Origin of the sequence: Streptomyces hyaluromycini, from assembly GCF_002217755.1 — a bacterium.
Lineage (GTDB): Bacteria > Actinomycetota > Actinomycetes > Streptomycetales > Streptomycetaceae > Streptomyces > Streptomyces hyaluromycini.
The window spans coordinates 440,520-458,820 of record NZ_BCFL01000016.1 but is presented as its reverse complement, the minus strand read 5'-3'; the positions used below and the strand labels follow the sequence as shown (position 1 = coordinate 458,820).

Annotated in this window: 15 protein-coding genes and 1 pseudogene; 9 read left to right on the top strand and 7 right to left on the bottom strand. The window is 70.2% G+C overall.

The features are described 5' to 3' along the window. Positions 1-51: 51 nt before the first annotated feature. On the bottom strand, positions 52-1,425 hold the full coding sequence (locus SSP29_RS02075; RefSeq protein ID WP_438363771.1) for an extracellular solute-binding protein: 1,374 nt from the start codon (positions 1,423-1,425) through the stop codon (positions 52-54). Between the two features lie 158 nt (positions 1,426-1,583). Between SSP29_RS02075 and SSP29_RS02070 the strand changes: the two genes are divergently transcribed. Further along, the gene (locus SSP29_RS02070; protein WP_089098707.1) at positions 1,584-2,048 is read left to right on the top strand and encodes a PPOX class F420-dependent oxidoreductase; all 465 of its coding nucleotides are present in this window, start codon (positions 1,584-1,586) and stop codon (positions 2,046-2,048) included. 12 nt (positions 2,049-2,060) lie between these two features. Here SSP29_RS02070 and SSP29_RS02065 read toward each other — a convergent pair whose 3' ends face one another. Further along, positions 2,061-2,252, bottom strand: a complete 192-nt coding sequence (locus SSP29_RS02065) for a hypothetical protein (RefSeq protein WP_089098706.1) — start codon at positions 2,250-2,252, stop codon at positions 2,061-2,063. A gap of 9 nt (positions 2,253-2,261) precedes the next feature. Continuing rightward, on the bottom strand, positions 2,262-3,113 hold the full coding sequence (locus SSP29_RS02060) for a helix-turn-helix domain-containing protein (protein ID WP_089098705.1): 852 nt from the start codon (positions 3,111-3,113) through the stop codon (positions 2,262-2,264). Between the two features lie 241 nt (positions 3,114-3,354). Here SSP29_RS02060 and SSP29_RS02055 point away from each other — a divergent pair, with 241 nt between their 5' ends. Then, on the top strand, positions 3,355-3,831 hold the full coding sequence (locus SSP29_RS02055) for an ATP-binding protein (RefSeq protein ID WP_089098704.1): 477 nt from the start codon (positions 3,355-3,357) through the stop codon (positions 3,829-3,831). A gap of 5 nt (positions 3,832-3,836) precedes the next feature. Here the strand turns inward: SSP29_RS02055 and SSP29_RS02050 are convergent, their stop codons facing one another. Together SSP29_RS02050 and SSP29_RS02045 are read right to left on the bottom strand one after the other, a co-directional pair. Beyond that, positions 3,837-5,747, bottom strand: coding sequence for a tetratricopeptide repeat protein (locus SSP29_RS02050; RefSeq protein ID WP_150133398.1), 1,911 nt, complete (start codon positions 5,745-5,747; stop codon positions 3,837-3,839). A 169-nt stretch (positions 5,748-5,916) separates the two neighbouring features. Then, entirely contained in the window at positions 5,917-6,765 is an 849-nt protein-coding gene (locus tag SSP29_RS02045) for a 5'-methylthioadenosine/S-adenosylhomocysteine nucleosidase (protein WP_089098702.1), read from the bottom strand. Positions 6,766-6,887: 122 nt separating this feature from the next. Between SSP29_RS02045 and SSP29_RS02040 the strand changes: the two genes are divergently transcribed. Together SSP29_RS02040 and SSP29_RS02035 are read left to right on the top strand one after the other, a co-directional pair. Continuing rightward, the gene (locus SSP29_RS02040; RefSeq protein ID WP_089099764.1) at positions 6,888-7,448 is read left to right on the top strand and encodes a hypothetical protein; all 561 of its coding nucleotides are present in this window, start codon (positions 6,888-6,890) and stop codon (positions 7,446-7,448) included. 53 nt (positions 7,449-7,501) lie between these two features. Then, positions 7,502-9,628, top strand: a pseudogene (locus tag SSP29_RS02035) (tetratricopeptide repeat protein); the annotation flags it as partial. 232 nt (positions 9,629-9,860) lie between these two features. Here the strand turns inward: SSP29_RS02035 and SSP29_RS02030 are convergent. Beyond that, the gene (locus SSP29_RS02030) at positions 9,861-10,553 is read right to left on the bottom strand and encodes a response regulator (protein ID WP_089098701.1); all 693 of its coding nucleotides are present in this window, start codon (positions 10,551-10,553) and stop codon (positions 9,861-9,863) included. Further along, positions 10,553-12,175, bottom strand: a complete 1,623-nt coding sequence (locus tag SSP29_RS02025) for a sensor histidine kinase (protein WP_089098700.1) — start codon at positions 12,173-12,175, stop codon at positions 10,553-10,555. The genes SSP29_RS02030 and SSP29_RS02025 overlap by 1 nt, the downstream gene beginning before the upstream one ends. Before the next feature lie 229 nt (positions 12,176-12,404). Here SSP29_RS02025 and SSP29_RS02020 point away from each other — a divergent pair, with 229 nt between their 5' ends. From SSP29_RS02020 to SSP29_RS02000, 5 genes are all read left to right on the top strand, one after another. Beyond that, a complete protein-coding gene (locus SSP29_RS02020; protein WP_089099763.1) occupies positions 12,405-13,766 on the top strand; it encodes a cation:dicarboxylate symporter family transporter in 1,362 nt (453 codons plus the stop codon). A gap of 240 nt (positions 13,767-14,006) precedes the next feature. Further along, positions 14,007-14,780, top strand: a complete 774-nt coding sequence (locus tag SSP29_RS02015; protein WP_089098699.1) for a DUF2127 domain-containing protein — start codon at positions 14,007-14,009, stop codon at positions 14,778-14,780. A gap of 29 nt (positions 14,781-14,809) precedes the next feature. Further along, positions 14,810-15,238: a MerR family transcriptional regulator gene (locus tag SSP29_RS02010; protein WP_089098698.1), complete on the top strand. Its 429-nt coding sequence runs from the start codon at positions 14,810-14,812 to the stop codon at positions 15,236-15,238. Further along, entirely contained in the window at positions 15,235-15,570 is a 336-nt protein-coding gene (locus tag SSP29_RS02005; protein ID WP_089098697.1) for a thioredoxin family protein, read from the top strand. Before SSP29_RS02010 ends, SSP29_RS02005 begins: the two co-directional genes overlap by 4 nt. 149 nt (positions 15,571-15,719) lie before the next feature. Then, entirely contained in the window at positions 15,720-17,990 is a 2,271-nt protein-coding gene (locus SSP29_RS02000; RefSeq protein WP_150133394.1) for a HelD family protein, read from the top strand. Positions 17,991-18,301: the final 311 nt, after the last annotated feature.

Below are 18,301 nucleotides of genomic sequence, written 5' to 3'. Positions count from 1 at the left end.
GACCGACCGACCGCTCCCCTGGCTGGCGCACTGCCTGACGCACTGCCTGACTCACTGGGTGACCACTTGGTTGCCGGTGACGTCCTTGAGCGTCGAATCGTAGGTACTCGCCGCCTTGTCGACCGACGCGTCACCGGTCGTCACGCTCTCCATGGCCTCCTGGATGGCGGTGGAGACCTTCGGGTAGGCCGGGTAGGCGGGCCGGTAGTGGGTACTGGCGACCAGGTCGGTGAAGAACTTGATGCCCGGCTGGGCGGATGTGTACGACGGATCGCTCGCGACGTCCTTGCGTACCGCGATCCCGGAGTTGGCGATGTACCACTTCTGGGCGTTCGCCTTGGTCTGCATGGTCTTGACGAAGTCGAAGGCGAGGTCGGGGTTGGCCGCCTTGCTGGGGATGGACCAGGTCCAGCCACCGGACATGCTGACCTGGCCGGGGGCCTGGCCGTGCTGGGTGGGCATGTAGGCGAGGCCGAGGTCCTTGGACCAGTCCGGCCACTCGTGCCCGCTGCCCTTCAGCCAGTCCTGCGGCAGCCAGGACCCGTCGAGGTCGATGCCGAGCTTGCCCTGGGGGAGGAGTTCACCGCGGACGGCGGTGCCGAAGTTGGGGTCGAGGGCGTCGGAGACGTCCGGCCCCAGCTTGTCCTTGTACACGGTCTCGACGAACGAGAGCGCGTCCTTGAACCCCTGGCTCCCGGCGATCCACTTCTTGCTCGTCCTGTCGTACAGCGGGTCGGTGGTCCCGTCGTTGGTGCCGTACAGCAGCATCTCGAAGCCCTGCATGGTGGCACCCTCGCCGACGGGCTTGCCCGTGTAGACGTTCAGCGGCGTGACGCCGGGGACCTTCTCCTTGACGGTCCGGGCGGCGGCGAGCACGTCGTCCCAGGTCTTCGGCTGCCAGTCGGTGGGCAGCCCGGCCTTCTTGAACACCCGCTTGTCGAACCAGAGCCCACGGGTGTCGGTCCCGTCCGGGACGCCGTACGTCTTCCCGTCCTCACCCTGGGCGGCCGCCTTGGCGGTGTCGACGAACTGCCCCCAGTCCTGCCACTTGGCGAGGTACGAGTCGAGGGGCTTGAGATACCCGCTGGTGATGTCGGAGTTGATGAGGAAGGTGTCCTCGTAGACCAGGTCGGGAGCGGTCCGGGGCGACCGGAGCATCTGTTGCAGCTTCGTGTAGTACTCGGAGTCCGGGGCCTTGATCGGAACGAGCTCGACCTTCTTCCCCGGGTACTCCTTCTCGAACTGCTTCTTGATGTCCGCGAGATACGTGTCCATCACCTTGATGGAGTTGTCCGTGGACTGCTTGAAAGAGATCTTCACGGTGTCGGGACTGCTCCCGGATCCGCTGCCGCACGCGGTGAGGGAAGCGGCGGCGGTGACGAGGGAGAGGGCAAGGATGCTGACGGCGGTGGGGCGCACGGGCACGACCTCCTCGGCGGCCACTGCACTGTGGCCTGGGGGTTCGTCTCTCTTGCCGTGTGAAGGTAAGTGGAGTGGTCTAGTCAGGTCAATGAGTCTGCGGGGGTTTGCTGGTTTGCTGGTTTGCTGGTTTGCTGGGACAGGGACGAGGCGAGGATGCCCCTATGTATTCCGTGGACCGCACAGGCAGGTTGGACGAGCACGTTCGTGAGCGGCTGCTGGCGCCGAACTTCTGGCATCTCGCGACCGTCGGGGCGGACGGTGTGCCGCAGGTGTCGCCCATGTGGGTGGACCTCGAAGGTGACCACGTCATGGTCAACACGGCGATCGGCCGCGTGAAGGAGGAGAACCTGCGGCGCAACCCCGCCGTCTCGCTCTCGCACCACGACCCGGACAACCCCTACGACCGGGTGGAGATCCGGGGGCGGGTGGTGCGGTTCGTGGAGGGGGAGGAGGCGGAGCGGTCCATGGACCGGCTGACCCGGAAGTACATCGGGGAGGACCGGTACCCGTGGCTGCTGCCGGGAGAGCGGCGGGTGATGCTGCTGATCGAGCCGGTGAGGGTACGCCGGGTGGTCGGGGTGGAGCCGTTCCGGCCGGGGGTGTTGGAGGGGGAGAGGGGCGAGTGAGGGGCTGGGCGGCTAGAGGAGGTGGTCGGCTCTGCCGGCCTTGATGTCGCGGACGAGGGCACGGAGGGCTTCGCGGGTGTCGGTGAGGTAGGTGTCCTCCTGGCCCGCGACGGCTATGTAGGCGTTGCCTTGGGGGTCGGTGCCCAGGCGGAAGCAGTTGGCTCCCTCGCCGCAGAAGGGTTCTTCCCAGGTGATGTCCGGCACGGGGTGCTCCTAGAGGTCGTCGGCGAGCGTGCGGATGAAGTCGCGGGAGGCGTCGGCGCCGAGGGCCACGCCCGCGGCCGCGTCGAGTTGGGCCCGGTACTTGCCCAGCTGTGCCTCCGTGTCGATGAACTCGGGACCGTGGGTGCTGTCCAGTTCGACGGTGTCGAGGCGGGGTACGGCGGCCTCGGCGTAGACGACGGACTGCCCGGCGCCGGGGAAGCCGCCCGCCTTGAACGGGATGACCCGAACGGTGACGCTGTCGCGCTCGGACATGCGCAGCAGGTGGTCGAGCTGTCGCCTCGCCACCTTCGGCCCGCCGAACTCCATACGCAGGGCCGCCTCGTGGAGGATCACGTCGAGGGCAGGGGGCTCGGCGCGGTCGAGAACCTGCTGCCGGTCCATGCGGTGGGCGGTGCGCAGGTCGATGTCGGCCGGGGCGAGGGGCGGGAAGACGGCGCCGAAGACCGCGCGTGCGTGCTCCTCGGTCTGGAGGAGTCCGGGCATGTGCACGGTAACCGCCATGCGCAGCCCCTCGGCGTGCCACTCCAGTTCCGCGATGTCCATGAAGCCGTCGCGGAGCTGCCCCCGGTACGACTCCCACCAGCCCTTCTCGCGGCTGCCCGCCATGGCTGCGAGTGCCGTGACGAGGGCCTGGTCCGTGCAGCCGTAGTTGTCCGCGAGGGTGCGGACGCGTTCGGGGCTGATGCCGGAGCGGCCGGACTCCATGTTGGGCACGTTGGTGCGCGGTACGGCCAGCAGGCCGGCGGCGTACTCCGTGGTCATCCCGGCCGCGATCCGCATCCTGCGTAACTCCTCGCCGAGGCGGCGCTGGCGTTCCGTCGGTGTGCTTCTCGGCGGCATGTGGTCCCTCGCGGCTGGCTGTTGACGGGGTCAGTCTGCCTTGCGGCGGGGGGTTGGTCCACCGGCCGGTTCCGTAGAGAGTAGTACGTGTACTCCTCAAATGCTCTACAGTCGGTGACGGGTCGCTTACGGATCGACGTCACCGGAAGTGCATCGCGCGAGCCTGCCCAGGTTCGCGCGACAGGCCACCGGTGGGGTCGGGTCGGCCTCTCAAGTCCCGTCTGATGAAGAGGAGTTACTCATGGCTACGTCCTGTCCCATCGCCACTGACGAGGTCTCGGAGATGGCGGCGCCGTCCCCGGACACGCTCGCCTACAGCTTCACGTTGCCTGCGGGGGCGGCCAGTTGCCGGGTCGCGCGGGCGGCCACCCGGGTCGTACTGAAGGTGCACGGGCTGGAGGGGCTGACGGACGCGGCCGTGCAGGTGGTGAGTGAACTGGCCGCGTGTGCGTGTCGGTTCACGCCGGGGGAGGACGTGTACGTGTCGCTGCGGTACCGGGAGGACGCGCTGCGGGTGATCCTCTACGACGGGCATCCTCGGCATCGTCACCCACGGGTCGCGGAGGCTTGCGAGGTGCGGAGGCGGGCCGCGCTGCGGGTGCTGGGGTGCGTGGTGCGGGCGTGTGAGGGGGAGTGGGGGTTCGGGGAGGGGCGGGAGCCTGGGGGTGGGACGCGGATGTGGGCGGTGTTGCCGGGGCGGGGGGCTCGGGGGTGGTGAGGGGGCTAGGCGAATTCGGCGGCCCAGGCGCGGGCTTGGGCGGCTTGGGTGGGGGCGTTGCCGCGGGTGTAGGCGTTGGCTGCCTGGAGTAGGCAGGCGCGCGCGTCGGCCGAGCGCTGGGCGGTCTCGTGGGCGAGGGCCAGGTTGAAGAGGGCCTGGCCAGCCCCGTACCAATCCCCGAACTCCTGATAGACGCGCAAAGCCTCGACATACGCCTCGATCGCCTCCTCCACCCGGCCCGCCTTCCGCAGGGCGATGCCGAGGTTGTTCCACGCGTTGGCCTTGCCGCGGCGGTCGTCGGTATCCCGGTGCAGGTCGCGGGCGTGGGTGTGGGCCTCGATCGCCTCCTCCACCCGGCCCACCTGCCCTAGGGCGAGCCCGAGATGGCCCCACGCGCTGGCCTCGCCGTGGCGGTCGTCGGCATCTTGGTGCAGGTCGCGGGCGTGGGTGTGGGCCTCGATCGCCTCCTCCACTCGGCCCGCCACATGGAGGGCGATGCCGAGGTTGTTCCACGTGCTGGCCTCGCCGTGGCGGTCGTCGGTATCCCGGTGCAGGTCGCGGGCGTGGGTGTGGGCCTCGATCGCCTCCTCCACCCGGCCCACCTCCCCCAGGGCGAGCCCGAGATGGCCCGACGCGATGGCTTCGCGACGTCGGTCCCCGGCACGGTGGGCGGCCTCCCGCGCGGCGCCGGCCACGGTGATCCAGTCGTCGAAATACCGTCGCCAGTCGAGATACTCCCCCAGCCGCAGAGCCAGCCGTACCGCCGCGCCCGCATACCGCTCCTCCCGAGCCCACCCGACCGCTGCCACCAGCCCTGCCCGCTCCCCGTCAAACCACGCCAACGCCGCACTCCGATCCCTGAAGCGCTCCGGCTCCACCATCCTCGGCAGCCACCGCAACCGAGCATCCGCTGCCCCTGCCCACCGGCAGTAGAACCCCAGCACCCTCTCCCGCGCTGCCTCCCCCTCCATCCGCAGCCTCACATCTCCCGCGACCACACTCACCCCGTACGCCCGCACCAGGTCATGCAACCGCCACCGCATCACCGAAGCCGCCCCCTCGCCGTCCCGGACCGGCGTGACGAGATGTGTGGCGGCCAAGTCCTCCAGCAAGGACAGCACCGTTTCCTGGTCCAGGTCAGCCAGTGCGGTCACCGCCTCCGTGCCGGTCTCCGCACCCGGTGCAAGGGCGAGCAGGCGCAGCAACCGAGCTTGATCAGGAGGCAGCCGGCGATACGAGGTCTCCAATACAGGCCGGAGGACGAGCGAACGTCCGTACTGATCCGTACCGCGACTGCCGTTGTCGAGGACGGTGGTCGGATCCCCGGTCTCCTTGATCTCGGCGACCAGCGAGGCGATGCTCCGGTGCCGGCGTCGGCGCAGCATCGCCGCGGCGATCTGGAGGGCCAAAGGCAAGTGGCCGCAGAGGTCGCCCAGTTCGCGTAGGGCGTCCGGTTCACGGGTGGGACGGTCGTCCCGCTCGTCGGTGTCGCACAGTGCCCGGCTGACCAGGGCGACGGAGTCGTCCGGATCGAGTGTCTCGAGGTCGATGAGGCGTACCGGCAGGGCGTCGGGGCGGTCCCGGGAGGTGATCAGCACGCGGTGGTGGTCCGTGCCCGGCAGTAGCGGGAGGTACTGGGAGGGATCCGAGGCGTTGTCCAGGATCAGCAGCATCCGGTCCTGCTGATCGGCGAGGAGCGCGCGGTAGGCGTCGTACTGGCGTTCCGTGGTCGGCGGCAGATCTGTCCCCCGGACGCCGAGAGCGTCGAGGAGGGCCAGGATCGCCTGGTCGGCGGTGACCGGGGCGTCGTCGTAGCCGCGCAGGTCCACGAAGAGCGTGCCGCCGGGGAACCACCCCTTCGCGCGCGCCCTATGCCCCGCCTCCACCGCCAGCGCGGTCTTGCCGATGCCTCCCATGCCGGTGACGGCGAAGATGAGGAGGGGGAGGGCGTCCTCGTCAGCCGTGTCTGGGGCGAGATGGGGGAGCAGGCGGTCCAGCTCCGCCGAGCGGCCGGTGAAGCCCAGCGGGCGCGGCGGCAGGGTGGCCGTCGCCTGGGGGACCGGGCCGTGGGCCGTGACCTTGCCGCTAGCGTCCGGTCTGCTTGCCGATGACGGGGCCGTGGAAGGTGCCGCCCCTGAAGTCGATGTGGTCGCCGCCGTACCGTACTTGGGGATCCTCCTCGGAGTCGGAGGACTCCCGGGGCTGGTGTTTGCGCAGGACCCCCACCGCCACCGACGCGGCCCGTTCGGCGGCGAGTGTCTGCGAGCCCGAGGCGTCGGCCGTGTGCTTGTCGGCGTTGGCGAGGTCGCTGATGCCGCGGATCACCAGGGCGTCCAACTGCCCGTTCAGGTGGGCCGCGTGGGCGGCGCCGGAGCCCTCCATCTCGATCGCGCAGGCGTCGTTGTAGTGGTGGCGGATGTGGGCGGCGAAGGCCGATCTGTCGTCGGCCAGGACGACATCGCCGACGGCGATCGCCTTGCGGTGCCCACGTACGTCCGGCATGTCCCGCAGGGCCGAGCGCGCCGCCTGCACCAGCCGGTGCGAGCCCTGCCAGACCTCGGGGCGTGCCTGAAAGCCTTCCGGTGTCTGCTTGCCGCCATGGATGGCGTACACCTTCGTGGCGACCACGACGTCACCGATCTCGATGTCGTCCTTGAGACCGCCCGCGACTCCGACGAAGAGCACCGCCTCGGGGTCGAGCCAGTCGACGATCTGCGTGGTGAGCGAGGCGGCGGTCAGGGCACCCACGCCCAGTTCGGCCAGCGCCACGGTCCAGGCGGTGTCCGCGAGCCGGCCGAGCTCGACCCGGGTGCCGCTCCTGGGGTGCACGATCTCCTCGGCGTCGACGAGATGGGCCCGCACGGCGTCGTACTCCTCCGGCAGAGCGGTGAGGACGACGGCTGCGGCGGTGGGACGCGGGTGCTTCGCGGGCATTTGTTTACGGTAGCGCCAAGTCGTACGGCGCATCGGCCTGTTGGGGCGTGCCGGGCTAGGAGCAGATCGGCGGGGGTATGGTCGACCGGCTGGAGTCGGCCCGTCGGGTGGGGGAGAGCCGTATGCCGGAGCAAGGGGTCACCGTCGGGCAGCTGCTGCTCGCCGAGTACCAGACGATCAAGGACGAGCAGAAGGCGCGGATCGGGTTCCGGGACAATCTGCTGTACGTGACACTCGGCGTGGTGGCCGCCGTCATCGCCGCGGCGGCGCAGGCGAAGCAGGCGTCGATGCTGCTGGCGCTGCCGCCGGTGTGTGTCGTGCTCGGGTGGACGTACCTGGTCAACGACGAGAAGATCTCGGCGATCGGGCTCTATGTGCGGGACGAGTTGGGGCCGAGGCTGGCGCAACTGGCCGCCGCAGACAGCGATTTCAGTACCTTCGGCTGGGAGGCGTACCACCGGAGCGACGTCCGGCGGCGGACCCGCAAGATGATCCAGGCTGTGATCGATCTGACGGCGTTCTGCGCGGTGCCGTTGGCGGCGCTGGTGGTGTTCTGGGCGGGCGGGGACCGTGGTGGGTTGCTGGTCGGGCTGTCGGTGCTGGAGGCGCTCGCTGTGGTGGGGCTCGGGGCGCAGGTGCTCCTGTACATGAGGCCGGCGAGACCGGCGCGGACGCCCGCTTGACGCCGTACCGTTGATGCCCATGCAGCAGGGGGCACCGGGGGACGGATCGGCGCATGAGAGCGGCTTTATCGGCTTTGCTGGCGGCCCTGGCCGAGGGCGCGGGTGGGGATGCCGGGCGGCGGGCGGTGGCGGAACTGGCGCGGCGGCTGGAGCGCGGCCCGGGTGCGTCGGCTGAGCTGCTCGCCGAGGCGGCTGGTGGTCCGGACGGGCGGGAGGTGCTACGGGGCTGGGGCGAGCGGGTGGCGGAGCTGCTCGCCGACGATCCGCAGGCCGCGGGTGCCGTCGCGACCGCAATGGAGCGGCTTGCGCCGGGCAGCGGGGCGCTCTGGTACGGCGGTGACCACGCCGACTTCAGCGGTGGGGTCTTCCTGGACAAGGTGGTCGGCCTCCAGGTCGTGATCCAACAGCGCGGGGCCGCTGCCGCACCAGAGGTACTGGCCTCGCTGCCGCCGAGGCCCGGAGGGTTCACCGGGCGGGCCGAGGAGATCGCCGAACTGCTGCGGGCGCTCGATGACTCCGCCGCGGTTCTCGTCACCGCCGTGTCCGGACTGGGCGGCATCGGCAAGACCGCACTTGCCGTCGAGGCCGCGTACCTGGCGTGTGGGAACGGGTGGTTCCCGGGCGGGGTGCTCTTCGTCGACCTGCATGGGTACGACGAGGAACCGGTCAGCGCCGATCAGGCCCTCCAGTCCCTGGTGCGGGCCCTCGGAGTGCCGCCGGAGCACATTCCGGCCACGACCGACGACCGTGCGGCTCTCTACCGGTCAGTGCTCGCCGAGCGGACGCGCGAACAGGGTGCGGTGCTCCTGCTGGCCGACAACGCGTCGTCGCCGGATCAGGTACGGCCGCTACTGCCGGGGGACAGCCGGCACCGGGTGCTGGTCACCTCCCGCGACCGACTGGCCCAACTCGGCGCCCGCCTGATGCCGTTGGATCAGCTCACCCCCGAAGACGCAATAGAACTCATCGATCTCGCGGTGCGAAACGCCAACCTTGAGGACAGCCGCGTGGCGGACGACGTCGAGGCTGCCACACAACTCGCCGACCTGTGCGGGCACCTGCCGCTGGCCCTCCAGATCGCGGCCGCCCTGCTGGCGGAGGACCGTGGCATGCCGGTCGCGGAACTCGTCGAAGGCCTTGAGTCCTCATACGACAGGCTCCTCCACCTCGACGACGGGGAGCGCAGCGTCCGAGCCGCCTTCGAGCTGTCGTACCGCCGTCTGCCGTCCGAGCAGGCCCGGCTGCTGCGTCTGCTTGCTCTTGCGCCTGGGCCTGAGGTGAGTGACGAGGTGGTCGCAGTGCTCACGGGGGCCGAGGCTTCGCCGCTGCGGAATCTGAGGACGCTGGCTCGTGCGCACCTCGTCGAGCGGGGGACCGGGCGAGGACAGTGGCGACTGCACGACCTGGTACGGGCGTTCGGGGCGGCTGTCGTGGCGCAGGACGTGGGGTTACGCGCGGAGGGAGAGGCCGCCCGGGACCGGGTGCTGGCGTTCTATTGCCAGTTGGCCGAGGCGGCCAACGACCGCTTCCGAGGGCTGCCGGGTACACCGGTGCCGGAGCGGTTCGCGGACCGGGCGGAGGCGCTTGCGTGGCTGGACAGGGAGCGGGCAGGTCTGGTGGCGGCGGTGATGTGGGCGCAGGAGAAGCGGTTCGCGGGCATGGCGGTGCAGCTGGCCGAGTTCCTCGCGGAGTACCTTGCCCGGCGACGGTACTTTGATGACCTGATCAGCGTCTGCGGTGCCGCGCTGGGGGCAGCACGCCGCGCGGGGGACCGATACCGCGAGGCCATCGCGTTGAACAACCTCGGCAACGCCCTGCAGACGGTGGGCCGGGCGGAGGAGGCGGTTGGCGTCCTCACTCTGGCCGGTGACCTCCACAACGCTGCCGGGAACAGGGTCGAAGAAGCCAGCACGTGGGTCAATCTCGGTATCGTCCTGCAGGAGTCGGGCCGGGCAGAGGAGGCGGTTGAGACCCTCACCAGAGCCGGTGACCTGTGCCGGGCAGCAGGGGATCGCGCAGGCGAGGCCGACGCGTGGGTCAATCTGGGAATCGTCCTGCAGACGGCGGGCCGGGCAGGCGAGGCCGTTGAGACCCTCACCCGGGCCCGCGACCTTTTCCAGGCCGTCGAGGACCGATACGGCGAGGCCAGGGCGTGGCACAGCTTCGCCATGGCCTCGCTGGCCGCAGGCCGGGTAGGGGATGAGATCGAGGCATATTGCAAGGCCCTGGAGATCTACCTCGAGTTCCAGGACTGGTACGGGGCAGGTCAGGTCCTGTGCGGTCTGGCCTTCGCCTACAGGTACGCTCTGCGCCCCGCCGAAGCCCGTGCCCACTACGCTCTGGCCGCCGACGCTTTCACCGTCGGAAACGCCCCCGCCGAAGCCGCCGAAGCCCGCGCCCTGGCCGAGACGCTCACCGTCGCCCCTCCCCCCGCCCCCACCGATAAACCAACTCCGGCCTCCCCACCTGCCCATACAACGGACTCCGCCCAGCCCGCCCCGCCTCCACCAAGTGCTCCAGATACCGCCGGGCCGTGATCCGCGAGATCCCCACGCTCTCCGCCAGCGCCGCCGCGGTCAGCCCCTCCTTCGACTCCCGCAACGCGAACGTCACGCGCTCCAAGGTCGGCGCACTCAAGCCCTTTGGCAAAGCCGCCGGCGACGGCGCCCGCAGTGCCGCCAGCGCCCGGTCCACCTCGTCCTGGCCGCTCGCCTCGCCCGCCGCCGCCCGGAACTCCGCGTACCGGGTCAGCCGGTCCCGGAGTGTCGCGAAGGTGAACGGCTTCAGGACGTACTGGACGACCCCCAGTGACACCCCCTCCCGCACCACCGCCAGGTCCCGTGCCGACGTCACCGCTATGACGTCCGCCTGATGCCCCGCCGCCCGCAGCGACCGCGCGAACTGCAGGCCGTGCACGTCCGGCAGGTGCAGGTCAAGGAGGAGCAGGTCCACCGGCGTACGGTCCAGGATCCGCCGCGCCTCCGCCCCGGTGTGCGCCTTGCCCACCGCCACGAACCCCGGAACCCGGCCCACGTACATCACATGCGCGTCCGCGGCCACCGGGTCGTCCTCGACGACCAGGACTCTGATCGGCTCCCCGGTCATCAGGCCTCGCCTCCCGCCACCGACGCCCGCAACGGCAGCCGTACCTCGAACACCGCTCCGCCCTCCGGCGCCTCCGTCACCGTCAGCGTGCCGTCCAGCCGTACGACCGCCTGCCGTACCAGGGCCAGCCCCAGCCCCCGCCCGCCCGGTCCCGCCGGCTTCGTCGAGAAGCCGCGCTGGAAGACCAGCTCGGCGTGGGCGGGGTCGACCCCCGCACCCGTGTCCGTCACCCGCATCACCAACTCGGCGTCCTCCGCGTACGCGGTCACCGTCACACGCGCCCTTACCGTCCCCTGGGCCGCGTCCACCGCGTTGTCGATCAGGTTGCCGAGGATGGTGACCAGATCGCGCGCCGACAGGCTCTCCGGTAGCAAACCGTCATCCAGCCGGCTCTCGTCCGAGACCACCAGCTCCACGCCCCGCTCGTTCGCCTGGGCGGTCTTGCCCAGCAGCAGGGCGGCGAGGACCGGTTCGCTGACCGCGGCCACCACCTGGTCCGTCAGCGCCTGCGCCAGCTCCAGCTCCGCGGTCGCGAAGTCCACCGCCTCCTCCGCCCGGCCCAGTTCGATGAGCGACACCACCGTGTGCAGGCGGTTCGCCGCCTCGTGGGCCTGGGACCTCAGGGCCTGCGTGAAGCCTCGCTCCGAGTCCAACTCGCCCATCAGGGACTGGAGTTCGGTGACGTCCCGGAGGGTGACCACCGTTCCTCGGCGCTCTCCGCCCGACACTGGCGACGTGTTCACCACCAGTACCCGGTCCGCCGTCAGGTGCACCTCGTCCACCCGGGGCTCGGAGGCGAGCAGCGCGCCGGTCAGAGGCGCGGGCAGCCCCAGCTCCGCCACCGACCGCCCCATGATCTCCCCCTCCGGGCCCACCCCCAGCAGCTCCCGACCCCCGTCGTTGATCAGCGCCACCCGGTACTGGCCGTCCAGCATCAGCAGCCCCTCGCGCACCGCGTGCAGCGCCGCCTGATGGTAGTCGTGCATGTGGCTCAGTTCCGCCGCGTTCATGCCGTGGGTGTGCCGGCGCAGGCGGGCGTTGATGACGTACGTGCCGAGCGCGCCCAGCGCCAGCGCGCTCGCCGCCACCCCCAGCAGCGCCGTCACCTGCTCCTGGGCGCGCTGGCTGATCGCCTCCACCTTGATGCCGGCGCTCACCAGGCCGATCACCCGGCCGTTCTCCCACACCGGGGTCACCGTGCGCACCGAGGCGCCGAGGGTGCCCTTGTAGGTCTCGCTGTGGGTCTGGCCGTGCTGGGCCGCCTCGATATGGCCCAGATAGTGCTTGCCGATCTCGTTCTGGTCGGGGTGGGTCCAGCGGATGCCCTCCGGGGTCATGATCGTGACGAAGTCGACGTCCGTGTCCCGCATCACCTGGAGGGCATAGGGCTGGAGCAGCCCCGAAGGGTTCTTCGTGTGGATCGCCGCGCGGACCGAGGGGGCGTCGGCTACCGACCGTGCCACCGCCGTCGCCTGCCGGGTCGCCGCCTCCTCCGCCTGGTGGCGGTCGCTGACGTACGTGAACAGCGCGTAACCGGCGACCAGTACCGCTATCAGCACGGCCTGCATGGCGAAGAGCTGGCCGGCCAGGCTGCGGGGGCGGGGGACGGACGGAAAACGCATGTCAGCAGTGTGCCTTCCGGGTCGGGCATGAACTCAATGAACGGAAGGGTGACCGCCCTCACACGGCAGGAGGATAGTCACCGCAGCGAGGAACGAACGGAAGCCGGACATTCGGTTCCGGCCATCACTTCCCGCCCTCGTGAGCCGCACCCCACCCCCCCATCCCCCGGACGTGAGCCGCACGCCGGTCATACCGACGAAGACGTCAAGGAGGCGAGCCGTGACGACGATGCCTGCGGCACCAGCCGCACCCGCTGTTAAGAGAGACCGCACCCACTACCTCTATATCGCGGTGATCGCTGCGGTCGCCCTCGGTATCGCGGTCGGCCTCATCTGGCCCGACACCGGAGTCGAGCTCAAGCCGCTCGGGACCGGCTTCGTCAACCTCATCAAGATGATGATCTCGCCGATCATCTTCTGCACGATCGTGCTCGGGATCGGGTCCGTGCGGAAGGCCGCCAAGGTCGGTGCCGTCGGCGGTATCGCGCTCGGCTACTTCCTGGTGATGTCCCTGGTCGCGCTGGGCATCGGTCTCGTCGTCGGCAACATCCTGCACCCGGGCGACGGGCTGCACCTCACCAACGCCCTCAAGGCCTCCGGACACAGCCAGGTCGACTCCGAGGCGCTCGGCCCGGTCGACTTCGTACTGTCGATCATCCCGACCACCTTCGTCTCCGCCTTCACCGAGGGCCAGGTGCTGCAGACGCTGCTCATCGCGCTGCTCGCCGGGTTCGCGCTGCAGGCCATGGGATCGGTCGGCCAGCCGGTGCTCCGCGGTGTCGAGCACATCCAGCGGCTCGTCTTCCGCATCCTGGGCATGATCATGTGGGCCGCGCCGGTCGGTGCGTTCGGTGCGATCGCCGCCGTCGTCGGGTCCGCCGGGCTCGACGCGCTCAAGAGTCTCGCCGTGCTGATGCTCGGCTTCTACGTGACCTGTGTGCTGTTCGTCTTCGTCGTGCTCGGCGCGCTGCTGCGGATCGTCGCCGGACTGAACATCCTCACGCTGTTCAAGTACCTCGCCCGTGAGTTCCTGCTGATCCTGTCCACCTCCTCCTCCGAGTCCGCGCTGCCGCGGCTCATCGCGAAGATGGAGCACCTGGGTGTCAGCAAGGCCGTGGTCGGTATCACCGTCCCGACCGGCTACTCCTTCAACCTCGACGGCACCATGATCTACATGACCATGGCGTCCCTGTACATCGCCGACGCCCTCGGTACGCCGATGTCGGTCGGCGAGCAGATCCCGCTGCTGCTCTTCCTGCTGCTGGCCTCGAAGGGTGCGGCCGGCGTCAGCGGCGCCGGGCTCGCCACGCTGGCCGGAGGTCTGCAGTCGCACAAGCCCGCGCTGGTGGACGGCGTCGGCCTGATCGTCGGCATCGACCGCTTCATGAGCGAGGCCCGCGCCCTGACGAACTTCGCGGGCAACTCCGTCGCCACCGTCCTGATCGGTACCTGGACCAAGGACATCGACAAGGCCCGGATGCAGCAGGTGCTCGCCGGTGAGCTGCCGTTCGACGAGACGACGCTGCTGGACGAGGGCGCGTCCGGCACGCCGGAACTGCCCGAGCAGCGCGAGGAACTGGCCAAGGCCTAGCTCCCAGGTCCGGCTTCCTCCGAAGGACCGCCGGACGTCCGGCCCGGCCTGAACCCGGGCCGGCCGTCCGGCCACCGCTCTCCGGGCGGCTGGGAACTCCCCCCGTTGCCCAGCCGCCCGGAGGCATGGTTCACCGCCGGCGGCCGCGCCGACCCCTCGGCCACGCCTGTCAGCCGTATCCACTAACGTGCCGTTCCTGTCCAACGGGAACGGCACGTCGGTATTTGGGAGGCACGGGGGATGGCGATCGACTGGGACCGTCGGCACTGCGCGCGCAAGGGGCATGTGACCTATGCCCCGGACGATCCGCGGCTGCGGGTGCGGCTGCACAGCCAGACCGCGGTCGGGGAGGCCTGGCGCTGTCTGCGCTGCGGCGACTTCGTGCTCGGCGAGCCGCACGGCTCGGGACCGGCCGGGGACGCCCCGCTGGTACCGCGCGGGAAGGTGCTGCGGGACCTGTTCATCCTGCGCTTCCTGGCGATCGAGCGTGCCGTGCGCGGGGTGTTCATCGTGCTGGTCGCGGTCGCGGTGTGGAAGTTCAGCAACAGCCAGGACGCTGTGCGCAGGCTCTTCAACGAGTACCTGGACACGTTCCGGCCGGTCTTCAGGCACTTCCACTACGACCTCGACCACTCACCGGTCGTCGGGTCGATCCAGAAGGCGTTCGGCTACAAGCACTCCACGCTGCTGCTGGTGGCCGGGCTGCTGCTGGCGTACGCGCTGATAGAACTCGTCGAGGCGGTCGGGCTCTGGTACGCCAAGCGGTGGGCGGAGTACCTGACGGTGGTCGCCACCGCCGCCTTCCTGCCTCTGGAGATCTACGAACTCACCGAGAAGGTCAGCTATCTGAAGATCGTGACTCTCGTGCTGAACATCCTCGCCGTGCTCTACATCGCCCTCGCCAAGCGGCTGTTCGGGCTGCGGGGCGGGCGTAAGGCCTTCGACGAGGAGCGGCAGAGCGCCTCGCTGCTGGAGGTCGAGGAGTCCGCGGGGGTCGAGCCGAGCTTGCCTTGACGTCGGCGTCAAGTCCTACGGTCACAGGTATGCGAATCGGCGAGCTGGCCGCACGGGCCGGGACCACCACGCGCGCCCTGCGGTACTACGAGGCGCGCGGGCTGCTGCCCGCGCGGCGGGCCGGGAACGGTCACCGGACGTACGACGAGAGCGATCTGAGGCTGCTCACACAGATCCGGACGCTGCAGGACTTCGGGTTCGAGCTGGAGGAGACCCGGCCGTTCGTGGAGTGTCTGCGGGCCGGGCATCCGGAGGGCGACACCTGTCCGGCGTCGCTCGCGGTCTACCGGCGCAAGCTGGCCGAGCTGGACTCGCTCATCGGCGAGCTGCAGGCCGTGCGGGCGAAGGTCGGGGTCCAGCTGGAGCGGGCGGAGCGGGCGCGGGACGTGCTGGCCGTCGAGGCGCTGGTTCCGGGGGGTCCGGAGCCGACCTGCGAACTGGGAGGACCCGGGCAATGATCAAGGCGGCGGGTGTGGCCGAGGTGACGGACGCGGACTTCGCGGCGGAGGTGATCGGGGCGGAACTGCCGGTGCTGGTGGAGTTCACCGCCGACTGGTGCCCGCCGTGCCGGCAGATGGGACCGGTGCTCACGGCCCTCGCGGCGGAGGAGAGCGGGCGGCTGAAGGTGGTGCAGCTGGACGTGGACACCAATCCGGAGACGACGAACGCCTACAAGGTGCTGTCGATGCCGACGTTCATGCTGTTCCGGGGCGGCGAGCCGGTGAGGTCGATGGTGGGCGCCCGGCCCAAGCGGCGGCTCCTTGAGGAGCTGTCCGACGTGCTGCTCTGAACCGGTCGGCTATACGAAGAATCCCCCGAGCAATTGCGCTCGGGGGATTTCTCTGCGTATATTCAACAGTTCGTGACTTCAAGTCGAACCGGAGTCGACGAGGTCACGGAGAAGTTCAGTGGGCACAGTATATCCGGGCGGGAGTGGAATTGTCAAACACCGAATTTCCGGACGATGAATTGCGTCACGAGCAGGAATTCATCGACGGACTGTACGCACGGGTGGACGCCCTGCGCGGCGACACCGAGGACTCGGTCGCGGACGCCCTCGCCCTCGGCGACAAGCCGATGCAGGCCCGCCTGGAGCGGGACATCCTGGTCGCCGAACGCTCCGGGCTGCTCGCCGCGCTGAACGCCGTGGACGGGTCCCTGTGCTTCGGGCGCATCGACCTGACCTCCGGTACGAAGCACCACATCGGGCGGATCGGGCTGCGCCTGGACGACGCCGAGCGCACCCCCGTCCTCATCGACTGGCGCGCCGAGGTCGCGCGCCCCTTCTACCTGGCCACCGGCCACACCCCGATGGGCCTGCGCCGCCGCCGGCACATCGCCACCGACGGCCGCCGGGTCGCCGCCCTGCACGACGAGATCCTCGACCTCGGCGACCGGGAGCGCACCGGCCACGAGGACCCCTCGGGCGACGCCGTGCTGCTCGCCGCGCTCAACTCGGCCCGCACCGGCCGGATGAGCGACATCGTGCAGACCATCCAGGCCGAGCAGGACGAGATCATCCGGGCGCCGTACCGCGGGGTCCTGGTCGTCGAGGGCGGCCCGGGTACGGGGAAGACGGCGGTCGCGCTGCACCGCGCCGCGTTTCTCCTCTACGAATACCGGGAACTGCTCGCCAAGCGGGCCGTGCTGATCGTCGGCCCCAACCCCGCCTTCCTCGGCTACATCGGCGAGGTGCTGCCCTCGCTGGGCGAGACGGGCGTGCTGCTGGCGACGGTCGGCGAGCTGTTCCCCGGCGTGCGGGCGACCGCCGCCGACACCCCCGAGGCGGCCGCCGTGAAGGGCCGGGCCGACATGGCCGACGTGCTGGCCGCCGTCGTACGCGACCGCCAGGCGCTGCCCGACCCGGTCCTCACGATCGAGCACGACCGCGAGGTGCTGATGCTCGACGACGGCCTGGTCAACATGGCCCGCGAACGCACCCGCGCCGCCCGGCTCCCGCACAACGTGGCCCGCGAGCACTTCGAGGGCCACATCCTCAACACCCTCACCGACCTGTACGCCGAACGCGTGGGCACCGACCCCTTCGACGGCAGCAGCCTGCTCGACCCCGCCGACATCACCCAGATCCGCGACGAACTCGCCGAGAACCCCGAGGTCTGGTCGGCCATCGACCAGCTGTGGCCGCGGGTGACCCCGCAGCGCCTGGTCGCCGACTTCCTCGCCGGTCCCGAGGGTTACGTGAGCGACGAGGACGCGGCCGCGATCCGCCGCCCGGTGACGCGGAAATGGACGGTCTCGGACGTGCCGCTGCTCGATGAGGCGGCGGAGCTCCTCGGCGTGGACGAGCGGGTCGCGCGGGCCCGCGCCGAGCGTGAGCGCGAGACCCAGATCGCCTACGCCCAGGGCGTCCTCGACGTCTCCTACGCCTCCCGCACCTACGAGTTCGACGACAAGGAGGACAGCGACCCGGAGGCCTCCGAGGTGCTGTCCGCGCACGACATCATCGACGCCGAGCGGTTCGCCGAGCGCCAGGAGGAGGAGGACTTCCGCAGCGCGGCCGAGCGGGCGGCGGCCGACCGCACCTGGGCGTTCGGGCACATCATCGTGGACGAGGCGCAGGAACTGTCGCCGATGGCCTGGCGGCTGCTGATGCGGCGCAGCCCGACCCGCTCGATGACCCTGGTCGGCGACCCGGCCCAGACCGCGGAGGCGGCGGGCGTCGGCTCCTGGGCGGACATCCTGCGGCCGTATGTCGAGGACCGCTGGGACCACACCCGCCTCGGCGTCAACTACCGCACCCCTTCCGAGATCATGGACCTCGCGGCGGCCGTGGTCCGCGCGGAGAACCCCGGCTTCGAGCCGCCGAGCTCGGTGCGCTCGACGGGCGTACGGCCGTGGGTGCGTTCCACGGACGACCTTCCCGGCGCCGTCGAGAAGGCCGTCGCCGAACTCGCCCCCGCCGAGGGCCGCCTGGCCGTCATCGCCCCGCGCGACCTGCACCGCTCCCTCGCCGCCCGCCTGGACGGCGTCACGGCCGGCACCGACCCCGACCTGACCCGGACCGTCGTCCTCCTCGACCCGCGCCAGGCCAAGGGTCTTGAATTCGACTCGGTACTGGTCGTGGAACCGGGCCGCTACGGCACCAGCGACCTGTACGTGGCCCTCACCCGGGCCACCCAGCGGCTGGGCGTGCTGCACACCGGCCCGCTGCCGAAGGGGCTGGATGCGGCGGCCTATACCGCTGATTGACCTCAAGGGCAAGAGAATTGAGGCGTGACCACCCGCCTGCATGGGGCGATCCTTTGTTCTGGCCTTCATGCGGGAGGGTGGGGTTCGCGGAAATTAGCATTTGAAAGATATGGCCCAAGCTGTACTGCGGGTGATGCTCAGGGTGCCAAGGTGGCCCTTGGGTGGGTGAACTCTCGCGGGATCGCTCTCTATGTTCTTCATATCTGTCACCGTTTGACATTCGGGCCGTCTTCCGGCGGGTGACGAGCCGTTTGTGGGGTGCTCGACTCCGGTTCGACACCTCGCAGTCGAGGTGCGAACCTCCTGCCATG

What these genes read in the sequence shown, in the direction of transcription:
- SSP29_RS02070 (WP_089098707.1), top strand. Translation starts at nt 1,584, where the DNA reads ATGTATTCCGTGGACCGCACAGGCAGGTTGGACGAGCACGTTCGTGAG.
- SSP29_RS02060 (WP_089098705.1), bottom strand. Translation starts at nt 3,113, where the DNA reads ATGCCGCCGAGAAGCACACCGACGGAACGCCAGCGCCGCCTCGGCGAG.
- SSP29_RS02055 (WP_089098704.1), top strand. Translation starts at nt 3,355, where the DNA reads ATGGCTACGTCCTGTCCCATCGCCACTGACGAGGTCTCGGAGATGGCG.
- SSP29_RS02050 (WP_150133398.1), bottom strand. Translation starts at nt 5,747, where the DNA reads ATGGGAGGCATCGGCAAGACCGCGCTGGCGGTGGAGGCGGGGCATAGG.
- SSP29_RS02045 (WP_089098702.1), bottom strand. Translation starts at nt 6,765, where the DNA reads ATGCCCGCGAAGCACCCGCGTCCCACCGCCGCAGCCGTCGTCCTCACC.
- SSP29_RS02040 (WP_089099764.1), top strand. Translation starts at nt 6,888, where the DNA reads ATGCCGGAGCAAGGGGTCACCGTCGGGCAGCTGCTGCTCGCCGAGTAC.
- SSP29_RS02030 (WP_089098701.1), bottom strand. Translation starts at nt 10,553, where the DNA reads ATGACCGGGGAGCCGATCAGAGTCCTGGTCGTCGAGGACGACCCGGTG.
- SSP29_RS02025 (WP_089098700.1), bottom strand. Translation starts at nt 12,175, where the DNA reads ATGCGTTTTCCGTCCGTCCCCCGCCCCCGCAGCCTGGCCGGCCAGCTC.
- SSP29_RS02020 (WP_089099763.1), top strand. Translation starts at nt 12,405, where the DNA reads ATGCCTGCGGCACCAGCCGCACCCGCTGTTAAGAGAGACCGCACCCAC.
- SSP29_RS02015 (WP_089098699.1), top strand. Translation starts at nt 14,007, where the DNA reads ATGGCGATCGACTGGGACCGTCGGCACTGCGCGCGCAAGGGGCATGTG.
- SSP29_RS02010 (WP_089098698.1), top strand. Translation starts at nt 14,810, where the DNA reads ATGCGAATCGGCGAGCTGGCCGCACGGGCCGGGACCACCACGCGCGCC.
- SSP29_RS02005 (WP_089098697.1), top strand. Translation starts at nt 15,235, where the DNA reads ATGATCAAGGCGGCGGGTGTGGCCGAGGTGACGGACGCGGACTTCGCG.